At 63.1% G+C, this 17,073-nt stretch carries 18 protein-coding genes; 6 read left to right on the top strand and 12 right to left on the bottom strand.

Annotation, left to right across the window (positions count from 1 at the left end; all coding sequences use genetic code 11):
- A partial coding sequence (locus ABZE94_RS12575; RefSeq protein WP_372875857.1) for an ABC transporter transmembrane domain-containing protein occupies positions 1-899 on the bottom strand: 899 nt, incomplete at its 3' end.
- Between the two features lie 156 nt (positions 900-1,055).
- Between ABZE94_RS12575 and ABZE94_RS12570 the strand changes: the two genes are divergently transcribed.
- From ABZE94_RS12570 to ABZE94_RS12545, 6 genes are read left to right on the top strand one after another with little or no spacing between them, the layout of a single operon-like run.
- Positions 1,056-2,201, top strand: coding sequence for an O-antigen ligase family protein (locus tag ABZE94_RS12570; RefSeq protein ID WP_372875856.1), 1,146 nt, complete (start codon positions 1,056-1,058; stop codon positions 2,199-2,201).
- Entirely contained in the window at positions 2,198-2,875 is a 678-nt protein-coding gene (locus ABZE94_RS12565; RefSeq protein ID WP_372875855.1) for a lipopolysaccharide kinase InaA family protein, read from the top strand. Before ABZE94_RS12570 ends, ABZE94_RS12565 begins: the two co-directional genes overlap by 4 nt.
- Before the next feature lie 4 nt (positions 2,876-2,879).
- Entirely contained in the window at positions 2,880-3,284 is a 405-nt protein-coding gene (locus ABZE94_RS12560; protein ID WP_372875854.1) for an FdtA/QdtA family cupin domain-containing protein, read from the top strand.
- Positions 3,277-3,762 (top strand): acyltransferase, encoded by a 486-nt coding sequence (locus ABZE94_RS12555; RefSeq protein WP_372875853.1) that lies wholly within the window; start codon positions 3,277-3,279, stop codon positions 3,760-3,762. Before ABZE94_RS12560 ends, ABZE94_RS12555 begins: the two co-directional genes overlap by 8 nt.
- Positions 3,740-4,843: a DegT/DnrJ/EryC1/StrS family aminotransferase gene (locus ABZE94_RS12550; protein WP_372875852.1), complete on the top strand. Its 1,104-nt coding sequence runs from the start codon at positions 3,740-3,742 to the stop codon at positions 4,841-4,843. Before ABZE94_RS12555 ends, ABZE94_RS12550 begins: the two co-directional genes overlap by 23 nt.
- A 24-nt stretch (positions 4,844-4,867) precedes the next feature.
- Positions 4,868-5,485, top strand: coding sequence for an acyltransferase (locus ABZE94_RS12545; RefSeq protein WP_372875851.1), 618 nt, complete (start codon positions 4,868-4,870; stop codon positions 5,483-5,485).
- A gap of 10 nt (positions 5,486-5,495) precedes the next feature.
- Here the strand turns inward: ABZE94_RS12545 and ABZE94_RS12540 are convergent, their stop codons facing one another.
- The 11 genes from ABZE94_RS12540 to waaF all read right to left on the bottom strand — a co-directional run.
- Positions 5,496-6,386: a glycosyltransferase family 2 protein gene (locus tag ABZE94_RS12540; protein ID WP_372875850.1), complete on the bottom strand. Its 891-nt coding sequence runs from the start codon at positions 6,384-6,386 to the stop codon at positions 5,496-5,498.
- Entirely contained in the window at positions 6,383-7,525 is a 1,143-nt protein-coding gene (locus ABZE94_RS12535) for a glycosyltransferase (RefSeq protein ID WP_372875849.1), read from the bottom strand. Before ABZE94_RS12535 ends, ABZE94_RS12540 begins: the two co-directional genes overlap by 4 nt.
- On the bottom strand, positions 7,522-8,445 hold the full coding sequence (locus ABZE94_RS12530; RefSeq protein WP_372875848.1) for a glycosyltransferase family 2 protein: 924 nt from the start codon (positions 8,443-8,445) through the stop codon (positions 7,522-7,524). Before ABZE94_RS12530 ends, ABZE94_RS12535 begins: the two co-directional genes overlap by 4 nt.
- Positions 8,429-10,186: a carbamoyltransferase gene (locus ABZE94_RS12525; RefSeq protein WP_372875847.1), complete on the bottom strand. Its 1,758-nt coding sequence runs from the start codon at positions 10,184-10,186 to the stop codon at positions 8,429-8,431. The genes ABZE94_RS12530 and ABZE94_RS12525 overlap by 17 nt, the downstream gene beginning before the upstream one ends.
- A gap of 12 nt (positions 10,187-10,198) precedes the next feature.
- A complete protein-coding gene (locus tag ABZE94_RS12520) occupies positions 10,199-11,665 on the bottom strand; it encodes a lipopolysaccharide kinase InaA family protein (protein ID WP_372875858.1) in 1,467 nt (488 codons plus the stop codon).
- A gap of 26 nt (positions 11,666-11,691) precedes the next feature.
- A complete protein-coding gene (locus ABZE94_RS12515; protein WP_372875846.1) occupies positions 11,692-12,438 on the bottom strand; it encodes a lipopolysaccharide kinase InaA family protein in 747 nt (248 codons plus the stop codon).
- Positions 12,435-13,172: a lipopolysaccharide kinase InaA family protein gene (locus tag ABZE94_RS12510; RefSeq protein WP_372875845.1), complete on the bottom strand. Its 738-nt coding sequence runs from the start codon at positions 13,170-13,172 to the stop codon at positions 12,435-12,437. Before ABZE94_RS12510 ends, ABZE94_RS12515 begins: the two co-directional genes overlap by 4 nt.
- A complete protein-coding gene (gene rfaP, locus ABZE94_RS12505; RefSeq protein ID WP_372875844.1) occupies positions 13,165-14,013 on the bottom strand; it encodes a lipopolysaccharide core heptose(I) kinase RfaP in 849 nt (282 codons plus the stop codon). Before rfaP ends, ABZE94_RS12510 begins: the two co-directional genes overlap by 8 nt.
- Positions 14,010-15,131, bottom strand: coding sequence for a glycosyltransferase family 4 protein (locus ABZE94_RS12500; RefSeq protein WP_372875843.1), 1,122 nt, complete (start codon positions 15,129-15,131; stop codon positions 14,010-14,012). Before ABZE94_RS12500 ends, rfaP begins: the two co-directional genes overlap by 4 nt.
- Positions 15,132-15,192: 61 nt before the next feature.
- The gene (waaC, locus tag ABZE94_RS12495) at positions 15,193-16,194 is read right to left on the bottom strand and encodes a lipopolysaccharide heptosyltransferase I (protein ID WP_372875842.1); all 1,002 of its coding nucleotides are present in this window, start codon (positions 16,192-16,194) and stop codon (positions 15,193-15,195) included.
- Positions 16,194-17,073, bottom strand: an 880-nt coding sequence (gene waaF, locus ABZE94_RS12490; protein ID WP_372875841.1) for a lipopolysaccharide heptosyltransferase II, incomplete at its 5' end; no start/stop codon positions are given. The genes waaC and waaF, both read right to left, overlap by 1 nt.

Below are 17,073 nucleotides of genomic sequence, written 5' to 3'. Positions count from 1 at the left end.
TAGGCCACCAGATCGCCCGCAGTGGCATCGCCGCGCAGCAACAGCACCAGGAACATCAGCACCGCCATGGCGCTGTATATCACCAGTTGCAACATGGGCGTATAGACCGCGCCGGTCTTGGTCATGCGCAGTTGCTTGTTGGTGTTGTCCTGGCTGGCCGAGGTAAATCGCGTGGACTCATAGGTCTCGCCACCAAAACTGCGCACCACCCGATAGCCCTGAATGGTCTCGGAGGCGACATGGGTGACATCGCCCATGGCCACCTGGATCTTCTTGCTTTGCTTGCGGAATTTCTTGCTCGCACTGCCGACCATCAGCGCAATCACCGGCAGGATGGCCAGCATCACCAGGGTCAGCTGCCAATTCATCCAAAGCAAGTAGGCGAACAGGAAAACCACCGTCAAGCCTTCGCGAATCACCACTTTGATCGCATCGGTCGCCGCACCAGTGACCATGGTCACGTTGAAGGTGATACGCGAGATCAGATGCCCGGAGTTATGACTATCGAAATAGCGGTTGGGCAACGCCAACAAGCTGTTGAACAACGAAACGCGCAGATCGTGCACCAGCCCCAACGAAACCTTGGCCAGGAAGTAGTTGCCCAGATAGGCCCCAACCCCCTGCCAGGCGGCAATCAACACGATCAGCAGCGGCACCGCCTGCAGCAGTTGCAGATCACGCAGGTAGGGCACCGCCGGAAACAGCACCGCCTCGGGATTGGACAAGCCATCGACGAAGTACTTGAGAATGCCGGCGAGCATCGGCTGAGTCGAGGCGAAGATGACGTAGCCGAGGATACTGATCGCAAAGTAGCCAATGTAGGGCTTTACGTAACCGAGCAGTCGGAAGTAGATCTTCAGACTAGAGGCTTGGGTAGCGTTTGAGTGCTGGTCGGTCATGCGTTCACGCTTCGACTTGGCCGAAAAGGCTGACGAGCTTAGCACAGCAGTGGCTGCCTCTTCCCGGCGGATGCTTTAAGATGCCCAACTCTCAACAGCCCCCGGCCTGGTCCAGTGCAGACATCGCAAACGCTGACAAATCCCACTTTATTGTTCATGGAAAACTTCATCGTTCGCCATTGGCTTGCGCTCGGCTATCTGGTGCTCCTGACCGGTCTGTTCTGGGTTGCCGATGGCAGCCTGTTCACCAAGTTTTACTACGGTCTGATTGCCGCACCCGCCTTGTTCGCCCTGATCGTTGCACCCCATAACCTACGGCCAATCCTCCGCGAGCCCGTGGTGCTGGTCTTCCTGGTCTTTTCCGCCTGGTTGCTGCTCAGCCTCGCCTGGACGCGGGCCGATGACGGCCTCGGCGGGCTGGCCAAGCGCCCGCTGTATGTGTTCATGATGTTCGCAGCCTGCACACTGATCGCCTGCAAGGACGAGCAACTGCTGCTCAAGACCCTGCGCATCGGCGCCATGCTCGCCGCCCTCGCCGCCCTGATCAACCTGTACGTCTACGTTACCGGCCCGTCAGCCGGGGCACGTATGATAGGGACAGGGGCATTGCGTAACCCGCTGCTCACCTCCCATGTGCTGGGGTTTTTCTGCACGTACTGGATCGCCGCCTGGCTGACCCGTAGCGAACGCCATGACTGGCTACCAATCCTGCTCGCACTGCCTCTGCTGGCGGCTCTGCTGGCCACCGGCTCGCGCACACCGCTGCTGGCCCTGGCCCTCACCAGCCTGTGGATGCTCCCGATCACTGGCCGACGGGCGCTCTACCTCGTCGCGGCACTGGGGCTTGCCGCCACCATCAGCATTGCACTGATGCCCGAGCTGCTGCTGCAACGTGGCCTGTCCTTCCGCCCACAACTCTGGAGTGAAGCCATACGTCAGGCCAGCGAGCACCTATGGATTGGCCACGGATTCGACAGCCAGTTCGTATTCAATATCGAGGGGGCCGGTTTGACATTGAGCGACCCGCACAATGTCGAACTGGCCGTCCTGCTTGAACTCGGCCTGGTTGGTCTGAGCCTTTGGCTACTGATGTATGGCCTGATCTTGCTGCGCTGCCTGCAGCAACGGCACCAGGGCAAGTTTCAACTGGCGTCCGCCTTGGTTGTCTACGGCCTGGCGGCAGGCCTGACCGAAGGCAGTAATTTTTTCTCCAGACCCAACGAAAACTGGTTCTTGATCTGGATTCCCCTTTCCCTGGTCGCCGCGCTGTCCATTAGTCAGCGCCTGCAGAGCAAACCATGAGAATCCTCAGCGAAACGGAACTCGATACCCTGCTGCGTGGCGCCAAGACGATCGAGGAAGATGGCCTCGGCCTCAAGGTGGCCTGCCTGGCGGACGGCGACTTCCTCAAGCTGTATCGCCGCAAGCGCCTACTGTCGTCGGCACTTTGGTCGCTCCCCGCGCGCCGCTTCGCCAATAATGCCAAGCGCTTGCAGCAACTCGGCATTGCATCCCCGGACATTGAAGAGCTGCTGCTGATTCCCGGGCGGAAATTGAATGGCGTGCGCTACCGCCCCCTGCCTGGGGAAACCCTGCGCGACCGCTGGAGGACCCTGACAGACGAGGCCCGGGAGACCGAGGTTCATTCTTTCGGAGCATTTCTCGGACACTTGCACCAGTTGGGCGTGTACTTCCGTTCTCTACATCTGGGCAATGTGCTGTATCTGCCCGATACGCGCTTCGGCCTGATCGACCTATCCGACATGCAGATCAGCGGCCAGCCACTCCCTCGCTGGAAACGCAAACGCAATGTCCGCCACCTGCTTCGCTACCATGAAGACACTCAATGGCTTGCCAGCGTTCACCTGGCCGCACTGATTCGCGGCTATGCCAGTAGCGCCGGAAAGCTCGCCGCCCAAAGATTGATGCACGAAATAAGCGCTTCCCACGCCGCAGCCCTTGGCACTTCCAGGTAACAACATGAGCCTAATCAAACTGATCGATTTTCATGAATTTGCAGACACCCGCGGGGCATTGGTGGCACTGGAGGGCGGGAAAGAAATTCCATTTGAAATTCGCCGGGTCTATTACCTCTACAATCTTAGTAATAGCTTTCACCGGGGCTTCCATGCCCACCGCACGCTTGAACAGGTTGCCGTCTGCATAAGTGGCAGCTGCAGCTTCCTCCTGGACGACGGGCTGAACAGGCAAACGCTGAACCTGGCCTCACCAGCGCAAGGACTATGCATCGAGCCCATGGTCTGGCATGAAATGTTCGACTTTTCCAGCGATTGCGTATTGATGGTCATCGCCAGCGAGCACTACGACGAGTCCGACTATATCCGTGACTATGAGCAGTTCGTAAAAGAGGCGGCAAATGCCTAAGATTCATCACCTATCCGATGTGCAAAGCTCAAGCATTGGAGCGGGCACACGAATCTGGCAGTACTCGGTCATATTGCCCAACGCCCGGATAGGTCAGAACTGCAACATCTGCGCGCACACCTTCATCGAAAACGAGGTGGTGATCGGCGACGATGTCACGATCAAATCCGGTGTTTATCTCTGGGATGGCACGGTCATCGAGGACGGTGCTTTCATTGGCCCCAATGCGACCTTTACCAATGACAAAACCCCTCGCTCCAAGGCTTATCCAACGCACTACAGTGGCCCCCGAATCAAGCGCGGCGCCTCGGTTGGAGCCAATGCCACCTTGCTACCCGGAGTGACCATCGGCGAATACGCCATGGTGGGTGCCGGCGCGGTGGTCACGACAGATGTCCCTGCATTCGCAGTTGTAATCGGCAACCCTGCGCGCATCGTGCGCTTCCTGGACGAAAATGATCCCCTTCCTGAACCTTAAGAGCGTCAATGCCGAGCTAAGGGCAGAGCTACTGGAAGCCTGCGCCCGCGTCATCGACTCGGGCTGGTATATCGCCGGCAATGAACTCGCCGCATTCGAACGAGAATTCGCCGCCTACTGCTCGACGACCCACTGCATCGGGGTAGCCAATGGTCTCGACGCGCTCACCCTGACTCTGCGGGCCTGGCAGGAGCTAGGCCGGCTTCAAGAAGGCGATGAAGTCATAGTTCCGGCCAACACCTACATCGCGACGCTACTGGCCATCACCGAAAACCACTTGAAACCGGTGCTCGTGGAACCCGATGAGGGCAGCTTCAATTTATCCCACAGCGCCGTCGCTGCGGCGATCACGCCCCGTACCAGAGCCATCATGCCGGTTCACCTGTACGGCCGCCTGGCGCAGATGCCGGAACTCCTGAATCTTGCCGGTGAACATCAACTCCTGGTACTTGAAGATGCGGCTCAAGGGCATGGCGCCAGTTTGGCGGGCCGCAAAGCTGGGAGCTGGGGTGACGCAGCCGGCTTCAGCTTCTATCCAGGCAAAAATTTGGGAGCGCTGGGCGATGCTGGGGCCATCACCACATCCGATGATGAGCTTGCCGAGACCTTGCGTGCACTGCGCAATTATGGCTCCCATGAAAAATACCGAAACCTGTTTCAAGGGGTGAACAGCCGTCTGGACGAAATCCAGGCCGCCATGCTGCGGGTGAAGTTACAGCACCTGGATCGGCAGACCGAACAACGTCGCCGGATCGCTCGCTGCTACCTGGATTTAATCAAGCATCCCGGCGTAACACTTCCCGCCTGGGGGGAAGAGCAGCAGCATGTGTGGCACCTGTTTGTGGTGCTCAGCAAACAGCGTGAACAGCTGCAACAACAACTGGCCCGGTCCGGCATCCAGACCCTGATTCATTACCCCATCGCCCCGCACCGACAAAACGCCTACCCGGAACTCAGCCACCTGCAATTGCCGCTCACCGAGCGCCTGCACGATGAAGTATTGAGCCTGCCCATGGACCCCAGCATGACCCTCGAACAAGCCCACGACGTTGCTCAGGCGGTTAACCATGCAACCCTCTAAGCCATTGGCCGCCCGCTCAACTATATGAAGAAGCTACTCAAGCATGGTTGGCGCGCCGGACTCAAGCGTTACCTGTTGCAGTTGCTGCAGGGCAGTCGCAAGCTGGTTTATCGGCTGCTTTCGGAAAACCCGCCACGCCTCATGCAAGGCCGCCTGAAACAACCGGCACTGTTCTCCGGGCGAGGCGAAATTCGCATCGGCAGGTCAAGTATCGGTGTATGGCCCTCGCCCTTCTTCCTCAACGGCTACGCCCACATCGAGGCCCGGGAAGTCACAGCGCAGATCGTGATCGGCGCAAACAGCCATCTCAACAACAACGCCGTACTGATTGCCGAGCGCAGCAGCATCAGCGTTGGAGACAACACCTTGATCGGCCACAATTTCTCGGCCTACGACTCCGACTTCCACTGCCTCGAACCCAGCTTGCGCAGTTCGGGGCTGCACCAGAGCCAGGCCGTCAGCATCGGTTCGAATGTGTTTATCGGCGCGGACGTCACCGTGCTTAAAGGTGTATCGATCGGCGACAACAGCGTGATCGCCAATGGCTCGATCGTAAACAGCGACATCCCCGCGAACGTCATCGCTGGCGGCATACCCGCCAAAGTCATGCGCACCCTGGAGGCGCCGGACACAATGGCCTGAAGAGTCGGACTCAGCTCCCCCGCTTGGCAGCCGGCAAGAGAAAACGCCCCAGGGCACGCACCGTCTTGCGATCCCAAAAGCGCCAGGGCAGCTGCTCGAATAATTCGCGGGCCAGCGCTTTATCCTCGCGTGCGCATTTGAGCAGCATCGAATTGATGAATCGCGCGCAAACCTCGGCATAGGCAGGCTCGTCGCTGAATTGCGCATAGGTCTTCAACACGTTATCGATCATGAATCGATAGTTCTTATAGGTGTTATGTTCATGCGTGCGGTATTGGGCCAATACCGCCTCCAGCACATCGATGACATAGCCTGCCCGGGTGATCTTCAGTTTGATCAGCAAGTCTTCCAGCCTGATCTCCGGATCGAAGCCCCCCACGGCCTCCAGCGCTTCTCGGCGAAACAGCATGGTGGGCGCTGGAGCACCGGGCTGGCGCCCGAGGAAGACATCGTCGAAGTTCAGCCGTCGGGCCGGTTTCATGCGCTGCTTGGCTAACGGCCGTCCGGTTTCGTCGATTTTCTCGATATTGCCGCCACAGACACCCACTTCCGGTTTGTCACGCAGATGCGCGACCTGTAGCGCCAGACGCTCGGGACACATGACGTCATCGGATCCAAAAGGAGCGATCAGGCTGCCAGAAGCCCGGGCGATGGCGTCATTCAAGGTGCGCGAAAGGCCTTGGTTGGCCTGCACCCTAAAATCGAAGCCGTGTATCGCCTGAAGCCGCTGAATGCGCTCGACACTGTCGTCCTGCGAACCGTCATCGACGACCAGTAACTCCATCCGCGGGTAGGACTGCTGCAATACGCTGGCAATGCTCTGCTCGACATATTTACCGTGGTTGTAGGACGGAATGATCACCGTCACCAGAGGCAGTTCGGCGTCCTGAATAGCACTCATAAGGCTGCTCGCTCCACGGCTAATGACTGCTCGATCAACTGCAGGTACTGCAGGCGGAAATCCTCGATGGCATGCGCACCACGCAGGTAGCTGTAGGCCCGCTCGCCTTCGGCACGGCGTTGTTCGGCATCCAGTTCCAGCACCGCGCCCAACTGCTTGGCCAGGGCCGCAGCATCGCCGACCGGGAATATCCGCCCACCGCAATCCTCGAGAATCGGACGCAGGCTGTCGATATCAGAGCCGGTTACCGGCAAATGACCGCTCATGCCCTCGAGCAAGGCCAGCGGCAGCCCCTCGCTCAGCGACGGCATGACGAAGGCGTCGAAGGCGCGTACGTACTGCAGGGCATCCTCACGGGCACCGAGCAGATGCACTTTTCCGTCCAGACCAAAGCGGACGATTGCAGCTTCGAGTTCTGCGCGCACCCGCCCCTCGCCGATGATTGCCAGCTGGGCCTGCGGGTAAACGGACTGTACCTGGGCGAAGGCCTCGATCAGGTGGATATGCCCCTTCACCGGCACCAGCCGGCCAATGGCGCCAAAGATGAAGGGCTCCGGCGCCAGCCCCAGCAAGCTACGCGCCCGCTCGCGCGGATGCTGCAGGCGTTCGGCACGGTCGATATCGATGGCATTGTTGATCTGCACGGTATTGCCGGCATCGAAACCCGCCCCGCAGCCCACCAGGTAATCGCGTACCGCCCGCGACACGCCGACCACCCGCCAATTGGCCGTCAACAGCCGGCGTGCTTCCCAGCGCCGGTAGCCACGATCGAAATCACCGATACCGTGCTGCACACCGATACAGGCCGGAATGCGCAGCCAGAGGTTGAGCAACATCAGCATATTCATCGGCTTGAATCGATGGGCGATCACCACGTCGTAGCGCTGTTCGCGGCACAGTCGAAACAGGTGCCACAATGCCCGCAGGCGCAGCCCCTTGAGGTCCGACTGGCTGAAGCCGAAATAGATCGAGCGTACTGCCCGGCTCTGCGGCTCCCCCGGACCAGGCCGCCCCCGCAGGAACGCCGTGGTCACCTCGAAACGTTCGGCGGGCAACCCCTGAATGACCTGCTCGGCCAGATCGGAGGCATTGACGTTGTATCGGTTCTGCAACTGCAGCACCTTGATCTTGCGGCTCATGGTCTCAGTCCCAACCACAGGCGCAGTGCCTTGCGTGCATAGGAGACCTTGAACAGCACCCGCCAATCCGCCTTCACCGCCGCAGCGAAGTAGGACCTGGCCGCAGCCACGTCGCCGGCCAAGTAGGCACTGCGAAACAACGACAGGCAGCGCTGCACATAGAATGCGGTTTTCAGCACCTGGTAGCGCGCATCCAGCCGCTGCGGGGCGAACACTTCGTCGACCAGCGCCAGGCCACCGGCCTTGGCGTGGCTGAACTGGTGGCGCAGGCTGTCGTCATGCTTATGGATCAGCGCCAGCGGCTGCTCCAGCAGGGTGCAGGGGTAATTGGCCAGGGCCTGGGCAAACACCGGGATATCCTCGGCGCTGCGGAACGCCTCGGGGTAGTCACCACGGGCGAACACCTCGCGGCGCATGGCGCAGGCGCCATTGGACAGGGCCAGGCGCTTGTCCAGCAGATAGGCGCGCAAGCGCTCCAGCGGCTGTTCAGGCAAGACGACAGCTTTGTGCTCTCGGCGCTTGCCGTCGGGGGCAACGGCGATATGCCCGCCGATCACCAGACGCGTCTGCGGCTGCGCCGTCAGGTGCGCGCGCAGCGCCGCCAGGGCGGCGGGGGCCAGTTCGTCATCGGCATCGAGAAAGATCAGGTAGTCGCCCGCAGTCTCGCGAATGCCCAGGTTGCGCGCCGAGGCGGCGCCACCGTTGCTCTTGTGGACGACGCGAAAGCGCCCAGGGTGAATCGCCAGCAGCCCGTCAAGCACCTGCCGAGATCCATCCGTTGAGCCATCGTCGATAACGACCAACTCGGCCGCGGCATCATCCAGTTGTGCGAGCACCGATTCGACCGCACGCGGCAACACCGCCGCATAATTGTATGCGGGGATGACGACGCTAAGCAGCGGCTTAGCCGACATTTTCATGCCAATCCATTCCGTCCTTCACCACCAGAATGTCTTCCATGATCAGGTACTGCAGATCCGAGCCGTAGAACATGTTCAGCGCGTCGGTGGGCGAGCAGATCATCGGCTCGCCACGGCGGTTCAGCGAGGTGTTGAGCGACACGCCGTTGCCGGTGAGCTTTTCCAGTTCGAGCATCATGTCGTAGTAGCGCGGGTTGTATTCGCGCTTGAGCACCTGGGCACGCGAGGTGCCGTCTTCGTGGACCACTTCGCCGACGCGGGTCTTCCACTCCTCGTTGACTTCGAAGGTGAAGGTCATGAACGGTGACGGGTGGTCGACCTTGAGCATCTGCGAGCCGACGGTGTCGAGCATCGACGGGCAGAAGGGCCGCCAGCGCTCGCGGAACTTGATCTGTTCGTTGATGCGGTTGGCGACCCCGGGAATGCTCGGGCAACCGACGATCGAACGACCACCGAGGGCGCGCGGACCGAACTCCATGCGCCCCTGGAACCAGGCCACCGGGTTGCCCGCGACCATGATCTCGGCGATGCGCTGCGGCATGTTGTCGATCTGCTTGAACACCGGCTTGCTCGGGTGCCTGGCGCAGGCGGCAATGACGTCTTCGTTGGAGAAGGACGGGCCGAGGTAGACGTGCTCCATCTTCTCCACCGGCACGCCGCGAGCATGCGACACATAGGCGGCCGCGCCGACCGCGGTGCCGGCGTCGCCGGAGGCCGGCTGGACGAACAGCTCCTTGACCTCGTCGCGGGCGATGATCTTCTGGTTAAGCTTGACGTTCAGCGCGCAGCCGCCAGCGAAGGCGATCTTGCCGGTTTCCTTGAGAATGTCGCCCAGGTAGTGATCCATCATCTGCAGCGCCAGCTTCTCGAACAGCGCCTGCATGCTGGCGGCGTAATGGATGTAGGGGTCGTCGGCGATATCGCCTTCGCGCTTGGGCCCCAGCCACTCGATCAGCTTGGGCGAGAAGTAGAAGCCTTTGCCCTTCTCTTTATAGCGGCGCAGGCCGATGACGTTGGCGTACTCGGTGTTGATGGTCAGCTCGCCGTTCTCGAACGTGGCCAGACGGGAGAAATCGTACTTGCTGGCGTCGCCGTAGGGCGCCATGCCCATGACCTTGAACTCGCCGTCGAGCATCTCGAAGCCGAGGAATTCGGTGATCGCTCCGTACAGGCCGCCGAGCGAATCCGGATCGAAGAATTCCTTGATCTTGTGGATCTTGCCGTTCTCGCCGTAGCCGAAGAAGGTGGTGGCGTACTCACCCTTGCCGTCGATGCCGAGGATCGCGGTCTTCTCGGTGAAGCCCGAGCAATGGTAGGCGCTGGCGGCGTGGGCCAGGTGGTGCTCGACCGGCTCGATCTTGATCTGCTTCGGGTCGAAGCCGAGTTGTTCCAGGCACCAGACGATCTTGTTGCGGTAGCGCTTGTAGCGGCGATTGCCCATCAGGATCGCGTCAAGGGCGCGGTCCGGGGCATACCAGTAGCGCTTGGCATACTTCCAGCGCGCCTCACCGAACAGGCTGATGGGGGCGAAGGGAATCGCCACCACGTCGACGTCGGCAGGCGATATCCCTGCCTGCTCCAGGCAGAACTTGGCCGACTCGTAGGGCATGCGGTTCTTCGCGTGCTTGTCGCGCACGAAGCGCTCTTCTTCGGCGGCCGCGATCAGCTTGCCGTCGATATACAGGGCGGCGGAAGGATCGTGACTGAGAGCGCCGGACAGGCCAAGAATCGTCAGTGCCACAGGTGAAAACCTCTATTCGGGGCAGGTGCCGGGCACCTGCGGTAAACGTTCGTCGAGCAGCTGGAACAGCCTTGAATCGGCCGGCCAGTTGCGCAGAAAGCGGGCGCGGTCGCGGGCATAGGCCCGGGCGAAACTGTGCGCACTCAGGTGTTGCTGCATGGCATCCAGATCGATCAGGACCCAGCGACCGCCCTGCCAGAGCAGGTTGCTGCCCTTGAGATCGCCATGGCTGATGCGCTCGCGCAGCAGAGCCGCGAACAGCAGATCCAGCGCCTGGAGTTCGGTCTCGGGCGGCGAACCGGCCTCCCCCGGCGCATCCAGGCAGGGTTTGAAGCGCGCGATTATATCCTCACCGGCAGCGTATTCGGTAATCAGATAGGCCCTACGCCGCAGCCACAGGGTGCGCAGCTCCAGCAGGGCCAGGGGCTTGGGTGTGGCGATGCCGAGAAAGTCCAGGCGGTTACCCTCCACCCAGCTGTGCCAGGCGCGGCTCGGCCGCCAGAAACGCTTTAGCCAATGGGCGAAGCCCTTGATGTTGTAGCGCTTGACCACCAACTGGCGGCCAGCCTGCTCGACCAGCGCCACCGTGGAGGTGCCACCGAGCTTGAGCGCTTGACCGGCGGCGATGGCCGCATCCGGATCGGCCAACAATGGCGCCAGGTGGCTCTCATCCCGGCGCCGCACCACCCGCAGGACCGACGCACTGCGGTGTGCGCTGAACAGGCTGCAGTCGCGGCCGATCTTGCGCAGATAGTCGCGCAGGCGCCAGCGGCGAACCTTGTCAATGTCCTTGAGCAAGGCCTCCACCGGCAGGGCATGCTCGCCATTAGCCAGCAGGTAATGCACCAGCAGCTCTTCGATAAACGACTCCAGCTCGACCGGCAGCTGGGCGAAAAATACCCCGAGGTTCTCCAGTACCTTGTCCCGCGACAGCGGCTGGCCGGGCGTTTCGCCGCGCACGCCGCCGCCATCGATCACGAACAGGCGGCCGGCATGCCGCAGCAGGTTGTCCAGGTGCAGATCGGCTTGCCACAGGCCCTGACCGTGCAGCCGGGCCACCAGTTCCAGGGCCTCGCCGAGCACAGCCTGCTGGCCAGCGGACAGCAACGGCTGCCCCTCGACCGCGCGCCAGGCATCCCCCAGGCTCTCGGCGTTATCCAGATATTCGAACAGCAACCAGCCGCCCTCGCCTGCGCGCAGGCCATCGGCCAGCAGCAGCGGCGTCGGCAGGCCCTGCCCGGCGAGCAGGCGGGCGCCGTGCAGTTCGCGCTGGAAGGCGCGTGCCGCCTTGCCACCGACCAGCAACTTGGCCAGCACCTTGCGCCCACGCCATTCGGCCACGCCGACATAGCGCTGCCCCGGTAGCACGCGCAGCAGGCGCTGCAGCACTAGGGTGGCCGGGCCGGCAGCGTCCGCCAGTTCGATAGACAGCGGCACCTGCGGACTGCGTCCGCCCCGCCGCAGTTCGGCGAGGGTCAAGGCCGTGGCTTTCCGTTCCATCGGCTTCATCGGCGCGCCTCCTTGTTCCGCCGGCGGCTGCCGAGGCGTTGCCACCAGCGCTCGACATCCGCGTCCGCGCCCAGGTAGGCGGCCAGCAACTGGCGCACTTCGCTCTCGCTCCAGAGGCTGGCGCGACGCAGCAGCGGCTCCAGGTCCTTGATCCGATCACGCTCGCCGAACAGCAGCGGCCGGGTCTTTTCCAGGTCGATCAATTGCGCGCTGAAGGCGTCGGCGTTCTGCCTGAGAAAAATATGCTTGGGATAGAAGCAGCCATGCATCTGCCCGGCGTCATGCAGGCGCCGCGCCAGGGCGCCGCAACTGCGCAGAATGCTCGCGCGCTCGCTCTCGGCGCGCTGCTGCCAACCGTCCAGCAGCGCCTCCAGATCCTGCCAGCCATCCAGGGCGCGGGTCAGCAGAACCGCCCGGCGCTCGCCGGCCACCCGCCGCTGGGCGAAAAACGCCGCCTGCAACGCCGGAATCCCCAGGCGCTGGTAACGCTGGATATTGCGAAACTCGCGGGCAAAGGTCGGCTCCCCCAGCGGGCAGGTCAGCCGGCGGGTCAGGTGATTGCTCTGGCGCTTGAGGAAGAACGCGGCCTCGCCCAAATCCAGGCGATAGACACTGCTCCAGCCACCGCGCTCGGTGTTCGGTTCATCCACCGCTTCCAGCTTGAGCGCCCAGAGCGCGTCATAGCTGGCCAGGCCGTGACGCTCGAGCAGCGCACGATCCTGTCCAGCGATAAAATCCTTCATTCGCGGCCCTCGAAATAGCGGACGATTTGCCGCACACGGCACTTGTCCGCCGCATTCAGGCGCTGCCGCCCGCGGTACTGCAGATAAAAACGCAGGCGCTGGGTGCGCGACAATTTGTACTTGGCCACCTTGTCCAGACAGGCCAGGTCCTTGACGATGCGATAGCGCAACAGCGGCCCCCACCAGAAGGCACCGGTCGGGCAGTCGATGAGAAACAGCTCGGCCTGATCGTTGACCAGCAAGTTGCGCCATTTCAGGTCGTTGTGGGTGAAGTGATGGTCATGCAGGGTTCGGGTCGCCGTGGCCAGCTGCTGGCTGACCCGCGCCACCCAGGCGCGATCGCGCAGGCAGGCCGCATCGCGTTGCGCCAACTGCGCCATGTCCTCGGTGGCGACCAGCTCGCGGGTGATCAGCGCGCCACGGACGAAGGCGCCAGCCTTGCGCTCCAGCCCGTAGGCGACGATGGGCGCGGTGGCGATGCCCCACTTGGCGAAATACTTGAGATTCTGCCACTCGGCCTTGACCCGCGGCCGCCCGATAAAGCGGCGCAGCCCCTTGCCGGCGCCGTGATAGCGCTTGACGTAGTAGCGCACGCCCTCGTACTCGACGCGAATCACCTCGGACAGCGGGTCGCGGGTGATGCGCTCGCCTTGCAGGGCGAACACCGCATCCAGATCGGCAAAGGCGGCCGCCACCCGCGACGACGCCTCCTCGCTCAGCCGCCACTCACTCATGGCCGGCACCCGGTGCATATTTGCGCGCATAGCGGGCCAGCAGCTTGTCCGCCTTGTGCTGCAGCCAGGCCAGCGACTGCGCCTCGTCATGCAGGATCTGCCGCAGCGACGGCGCGCCCTGGCCTTGCGGGTCATGCATGGCGGAAAAATAGCCCTTGAGAAAACGCAGTTTGTCGCGCCGGGTCAGGCCGATATTCAGGGCCGAGAAGTACAAGCCCGCCAGGTCCTTGTTGCGCCAACGCAGCGGCAAGCTGGCGTGGATCTGCGCGCGGTGCAGGTCGATCAGCGACAGGCGAAAATCGCTCGCGCTGACCGGCTTGTCGGTATGCAGCAGGAAGTGGCAGATATAGCAGTCGCGATGATTGACCCCAGCGCGGTGCATGCGCCCGGTCATCTGCGCCACTTCGGCGATCAGTCCACGCTTGAGCGCGGGCGCGGGCGGGTTCTGCGGCCAGTCGAGGCTGAAGTCCTCCAGGCTGATGGTGGGCGCCAGTTCCTCGGTGACGATGAAGGAATGCTGCCGCGCCGGATTGCTGCCGCGCTCGCCATAGGCCACCGCGGTCATGGTCGCCACGCCGACGTCCTGCAAGCGCTGGATCGCCCGCCACTCCTGACCCGCGCCGAGCACCGGCAACTTGGCGGTCAGCAGGTTCTTGGCGATCTCGCCCCAGCCGATACCGCGATGGATCTTGACGAAGTAGCCACGCCCGGCCACCTCGGTGCGCAGGGTGCGCCGCCCCTCCAGTTCGCGGTAGACCTGGCCCTGCAAGGCCTCCACTTCGGCAAAGGCGTCCTTGCCGGCCCACAGGGTCTTGAAGGGTTCGCTGAGCAGCAACTTCATGGGTGCTCCGCCAGGATCACATCGGCCGCCTTCTGCGGCATGGAATAGAGGTCGGCACAGTCGGCATAGGCCAGGCCGTTACGCCCCCAGAAGGCACGGCGGCGATCGTCGGCGAGCATGTCGGCCAGGGTGTGATTGAGGCGCTGCTGGTCGAAGGGACTCGCCAGCACCCGCCCGGCATCCGCGTCGCGGATGTAATGGGCGTAACCGCAGACATCGGTCACCAGCACCGGCAGGCCGGCGACCAGCGCCTCGAGCAGCACGGTGCCGGTGTTCTCGTTGTAGGCTGGATGGATCAGCAGGTCGGCGCCGAGCAGGAAACGCGGGATATCGCTGCGGCCCTTGAGGATCTGCACCTGCTCGGCAATCCCCAGCGCCTTGGCCTGCAGCTGAAAGCTACGCGGATCGTCCTGGCCGATGACGATCAGCCGGGTGCGCTGGCGCAGTTCGCGCGGCAGGGCGGCGACGGCTTTCAGGCTGCGATCCAGGCCCTTGGTCTTGAACCCGGAACCGATCTGCACCAGCAACAGTTGGTCATCCGCCAGGCCGAATTCGCGGCGCAGCTCGGCGCGAATCTCGTCGGCATTGGCCGGCGCACGGCGGTCCTGGGCGATACCCGGCGGCAGCAGGTGAAAGCGCTGCCGCGGGGTGTGGTAGTGCTTGATGAACAGCGGCTGCTGCACCTCGGAGATCATCAGGATTTCGGTCTTCGACTCGGGGGCGAACACCGCCCGCTCGTAGTCGGCGAAATGCTTGTAACGCCCCCACTTGCGGTAAATCGGGTTGCGCAGGGTCTGCGCCTTGTCCTCGAAGCAACCGTCGGCGGCGTAATACACATCCAGCCCCGGCATCTTGTTGAAGCCGATCACCCGGTCGACCGGACGCTTGGCCAGGTCGGCCTCGACCCAGGCCGTGAGCTTCTCGTTGCGCTTGTGGTTGAACAGCGCCTTGACCGGTACCACCACCACCTCGAAACCCTCGGGCACTTCGCCTTCCCAGATCGGCGTATACACGCGGATCGCATGAGCGCGCCGCTGGCACTCCAGGGCGATGCGCAGGAAATCGCGCTGCAAGCCGCCATAGGGGAAATATTTGTAGAGGATAAAAGCCAATTGCATCAGGCGTGCCCTTCAATCGCGTAGCCCGGCTGCAACCCGGGAAAAATGCACGGCACCCGCATCAGACGACGGCCTCGGCCAGCAGCAACGCCTGCAACTCGCTGACCACCCGTTCCGGCAACAGCGTCTCGAAACAGGGCTTGTGGCGGTCGCCCGAACCGGCACCCGGGCCCGTGGCGCACAGGTGAACCTGGGAACGACCATAGGCACCCACCCGCCCCGGCGAGGTCGGCCCATAGAGCGAGATGGTCGGCACATCCAGGGCCGCGGCCAGATGACCGAGGCCGGTGTCGACCGCCACGCAGGCGCTGGCACCGGCGATCACCTTGGCCACGCCGGCCAGGTTCAATTTGGGCAGCAACGCGGCCTTGTCCAGACCGGCGACGATGCGCTCGGCGCGAGCCTTCTCGACCTCGTTGCCCCAGGGCAGGCGCACCGCCCAGCCGAGCGCGTTCATGCGTTCGGCCAGCTCGCGCCAGCAGGCTTCCGGCCAATGCTTGCTCGCCCAGGTGGTGCCGTGCAGGAACAGCAGATACGGCTGCTCCACCGCACCGGCCAGGCGCGCGCGATTGAGCCCGTAGTCGCCGATGCCCGCCGGCAGCGGGTAGCACAGCGCCTGGGCGAACAACTGGCGCACCCGCTCCAGCGCATGCTGCTCACGCGGCACGCTGTAACGACGATCATAGAAGCGGCTGGCGATCGGCTCACGCGCCGAGTCCGGCCCCAGGCCGGCCACCGGCGCCTTGACGTAGCGGGTCAGCCAGGCGCTCTTCAGCAAGCCCTGGGCATCGATCACCAGGTCGTAACGGGCTTCCCCCAGACGCGCCTTGAAACGGCGCCACTCGCCGTTTCTCAGGGGCTGCCAGAGGTGCTTGCGCCAGCGCCGCAGCGCCACTGGAATCACCTGGGCCACCGCCGGGTGCCAGGCGGGAATCTCGGCGAAGCCCTCTTCCACCACCCAGTCGAACTGGATACCGGGAATCGCTCTAGCCGCGTCGGTGAGAGCTGGCAAGGTATGAATGACATCGCCGAGCGAGGACGTCTTGATCAACAATACCCGCACTATTGGACCTCAACCGGCTCGATCGGATCGGCCACCAGGCGATCCAGCGCCTGCAGCACCGGCCGCGGTGCCAACTCGCGCAGGCAGTTGTAGTGGCCGTAGCGGCAGGTGCGGTCGAAGCAGGGGCTGCATTCGATGCCCAGGCGGACGATCTCCACCTGCTCGGCCAGCGGCGGGGTGAACTGCGGCGAAGTCGAGCCGTAGACCGCCACCAGTGGACGATTGAGCGCGGCGGCCACATGCATCAGCCCCGAGTCGTTGGAGACCACGGCGCCGGCGCAGGACAGCAGGTCGATGGCCTCGGCCAGGCTGGTTTCACCGGCCCGATTGACCGCTTCTTCGCGCAGCCCCGGAATCAGCCGCAGGCGGATCTCTTCACCCACCGGGTGATCGTTCTTCGAGCCGAACAGCCAGACCTGCCAGCCGGCACGGATCTTCGCCTCGGCGACCTGGGCGTAATGCTCGCTCGGCCAGCGCTTGGCCTCGCCGAACTCGGCCCCGGGACAGAGCGCCAGCACCGGCCGGTCCAGGCTCAGACCGAACTTGCTCAGCGCCGCCGCGCGACTGCCTTGGTCGATGTGCAGGGACGGCCGCGGATAGGGCTTGGACAGTTCGGCACCCGGCTCATAGGCCAGCGCCATAAAGCGCTCGATCATCAGCGGGTAGCGCTCTTTATCCAGCACGCGCACATCGTTGAGCAGGCCATAGCGCATCTCGCCCTTCCAGCCGGTACGTTTTGCGATCCCGGCGAAGAAGGGCACCAGCGCCGACTTCAGCGAATTGGGCAACAGAATCGCCTGATCGTACTGGCCGGCCAGGGACTTGCCGATCTTGCGCCGGGTCGCCAGTTGCAATACGCCATGGCCGAGCGGAAAGCTC

The organism is Pseudomonas sp. (assembly GCF_041601375.1).
Classification (GTDB): domain Bacteria; phylum Pseudomonadota; class Gammaproteobacteria; order Pseudomonadales; family Pseudomonadaceae; genus Aquipseudomonas.
The sequence above is the reverse complement of the archived record's forward strand: the minus strand, read 5'-3'. Positions and strand labels throughout refer to the sequence as shown.

Bases quoted from the DNA above. Each gene is read 5' to 3' on its own strand.
- ABZE94_RS12530 (WP_372875848.1), bottom strand. From the start codon at position 8,445: ATGAAAATGTCGGCTAAGCCGCTGCTTAGCGTCGTCATCCCCGCATAC.
- ABZE94_RS12540 (WP_372875850.1), bottom strand. From the start codon at position 6,386: ATGAGTGCTATTCAGGACGCCGAACTGCCTCTGGTGACGGTGATCATT.
- ABZE94_RS12555 (WP_372875853.1), top strand. From the start codon at position 3,277: ATGCCTAAGATTCATCACCTATCCGATGTGCAAAGCTCAAGCATTGGA.
- ABZE94_RS12535 (WP_372875849.1), bottom strand. From the start codon at position 7,525: ATGAGCCGCAAGATCAAGGTGCTGCAGTTGCAGAACCGATACAACGTC.
- ABZE94_RS12560 (WP_372875854.1), top strand. From the start codon at position 2,880: ATGAGCCTAATCAAACTGATCGATTTTCATGAATTTGCAGACACCCGC.
- rfaP (WP_372875844.1), bottom strand. From the start codon at position 14,013: ATGAAGTTGCTGCTCAGCGAACCCTTCAAGACCCTGTGGGCCGGCAAG.
- ABZE94_RS12545 (WP_372875851.1), top strand. From the start codon at position 4,868: ATGAAGAAGCTACTCAAGCATGGTTGGCGCGCCGGACTCAAGCGTTAC.
- ABZE94_RS12515 (WP_372875846.1), bottom strand. From the start codon at position 12,438: ATGAAGGATTTTATCGCTGGACAGGATCGTGCGCTGCTCGAGCGTCAC.
- ABZE94_RS12550 (WP_372875852.1), top strand. From the start codon at position 3,740: ATGATCCCCTTCCTGAACCTTAAGAGCGTCAATGCCGAGCTAAGGGCA.
- ABZE94_RS12565 (WP_372875855.1), top strand. From the start codon at position 2,198: ATGAGAATCCTCAGCGAAACGGAACTCGATACCCTGCTGCGTGGCGCC.
- ABZE94_RS12500 (WP_372875843.1), bottom strand. From the start codon at position 15,131: ATGCAATTGGCTTTTATCCTCTACAAATATTTCCCCTATGGCGGCTTG.
- ABZE94_RS12510 (WP_372875845.1), bottom strand. From the start codon at position 13,172: ATGAGTGAGTGGCGGCTGAGCGAGGAGGCGTCGTCGCGGGTGGCGGCC.
- ABZE94_RS12570 (WP_372875856.1), top strand. From the start codon at position 1,056: ATGGAAAACTTCATCGTTCGCCATTGGCTTGCGCTCGGCTATCTGGTG.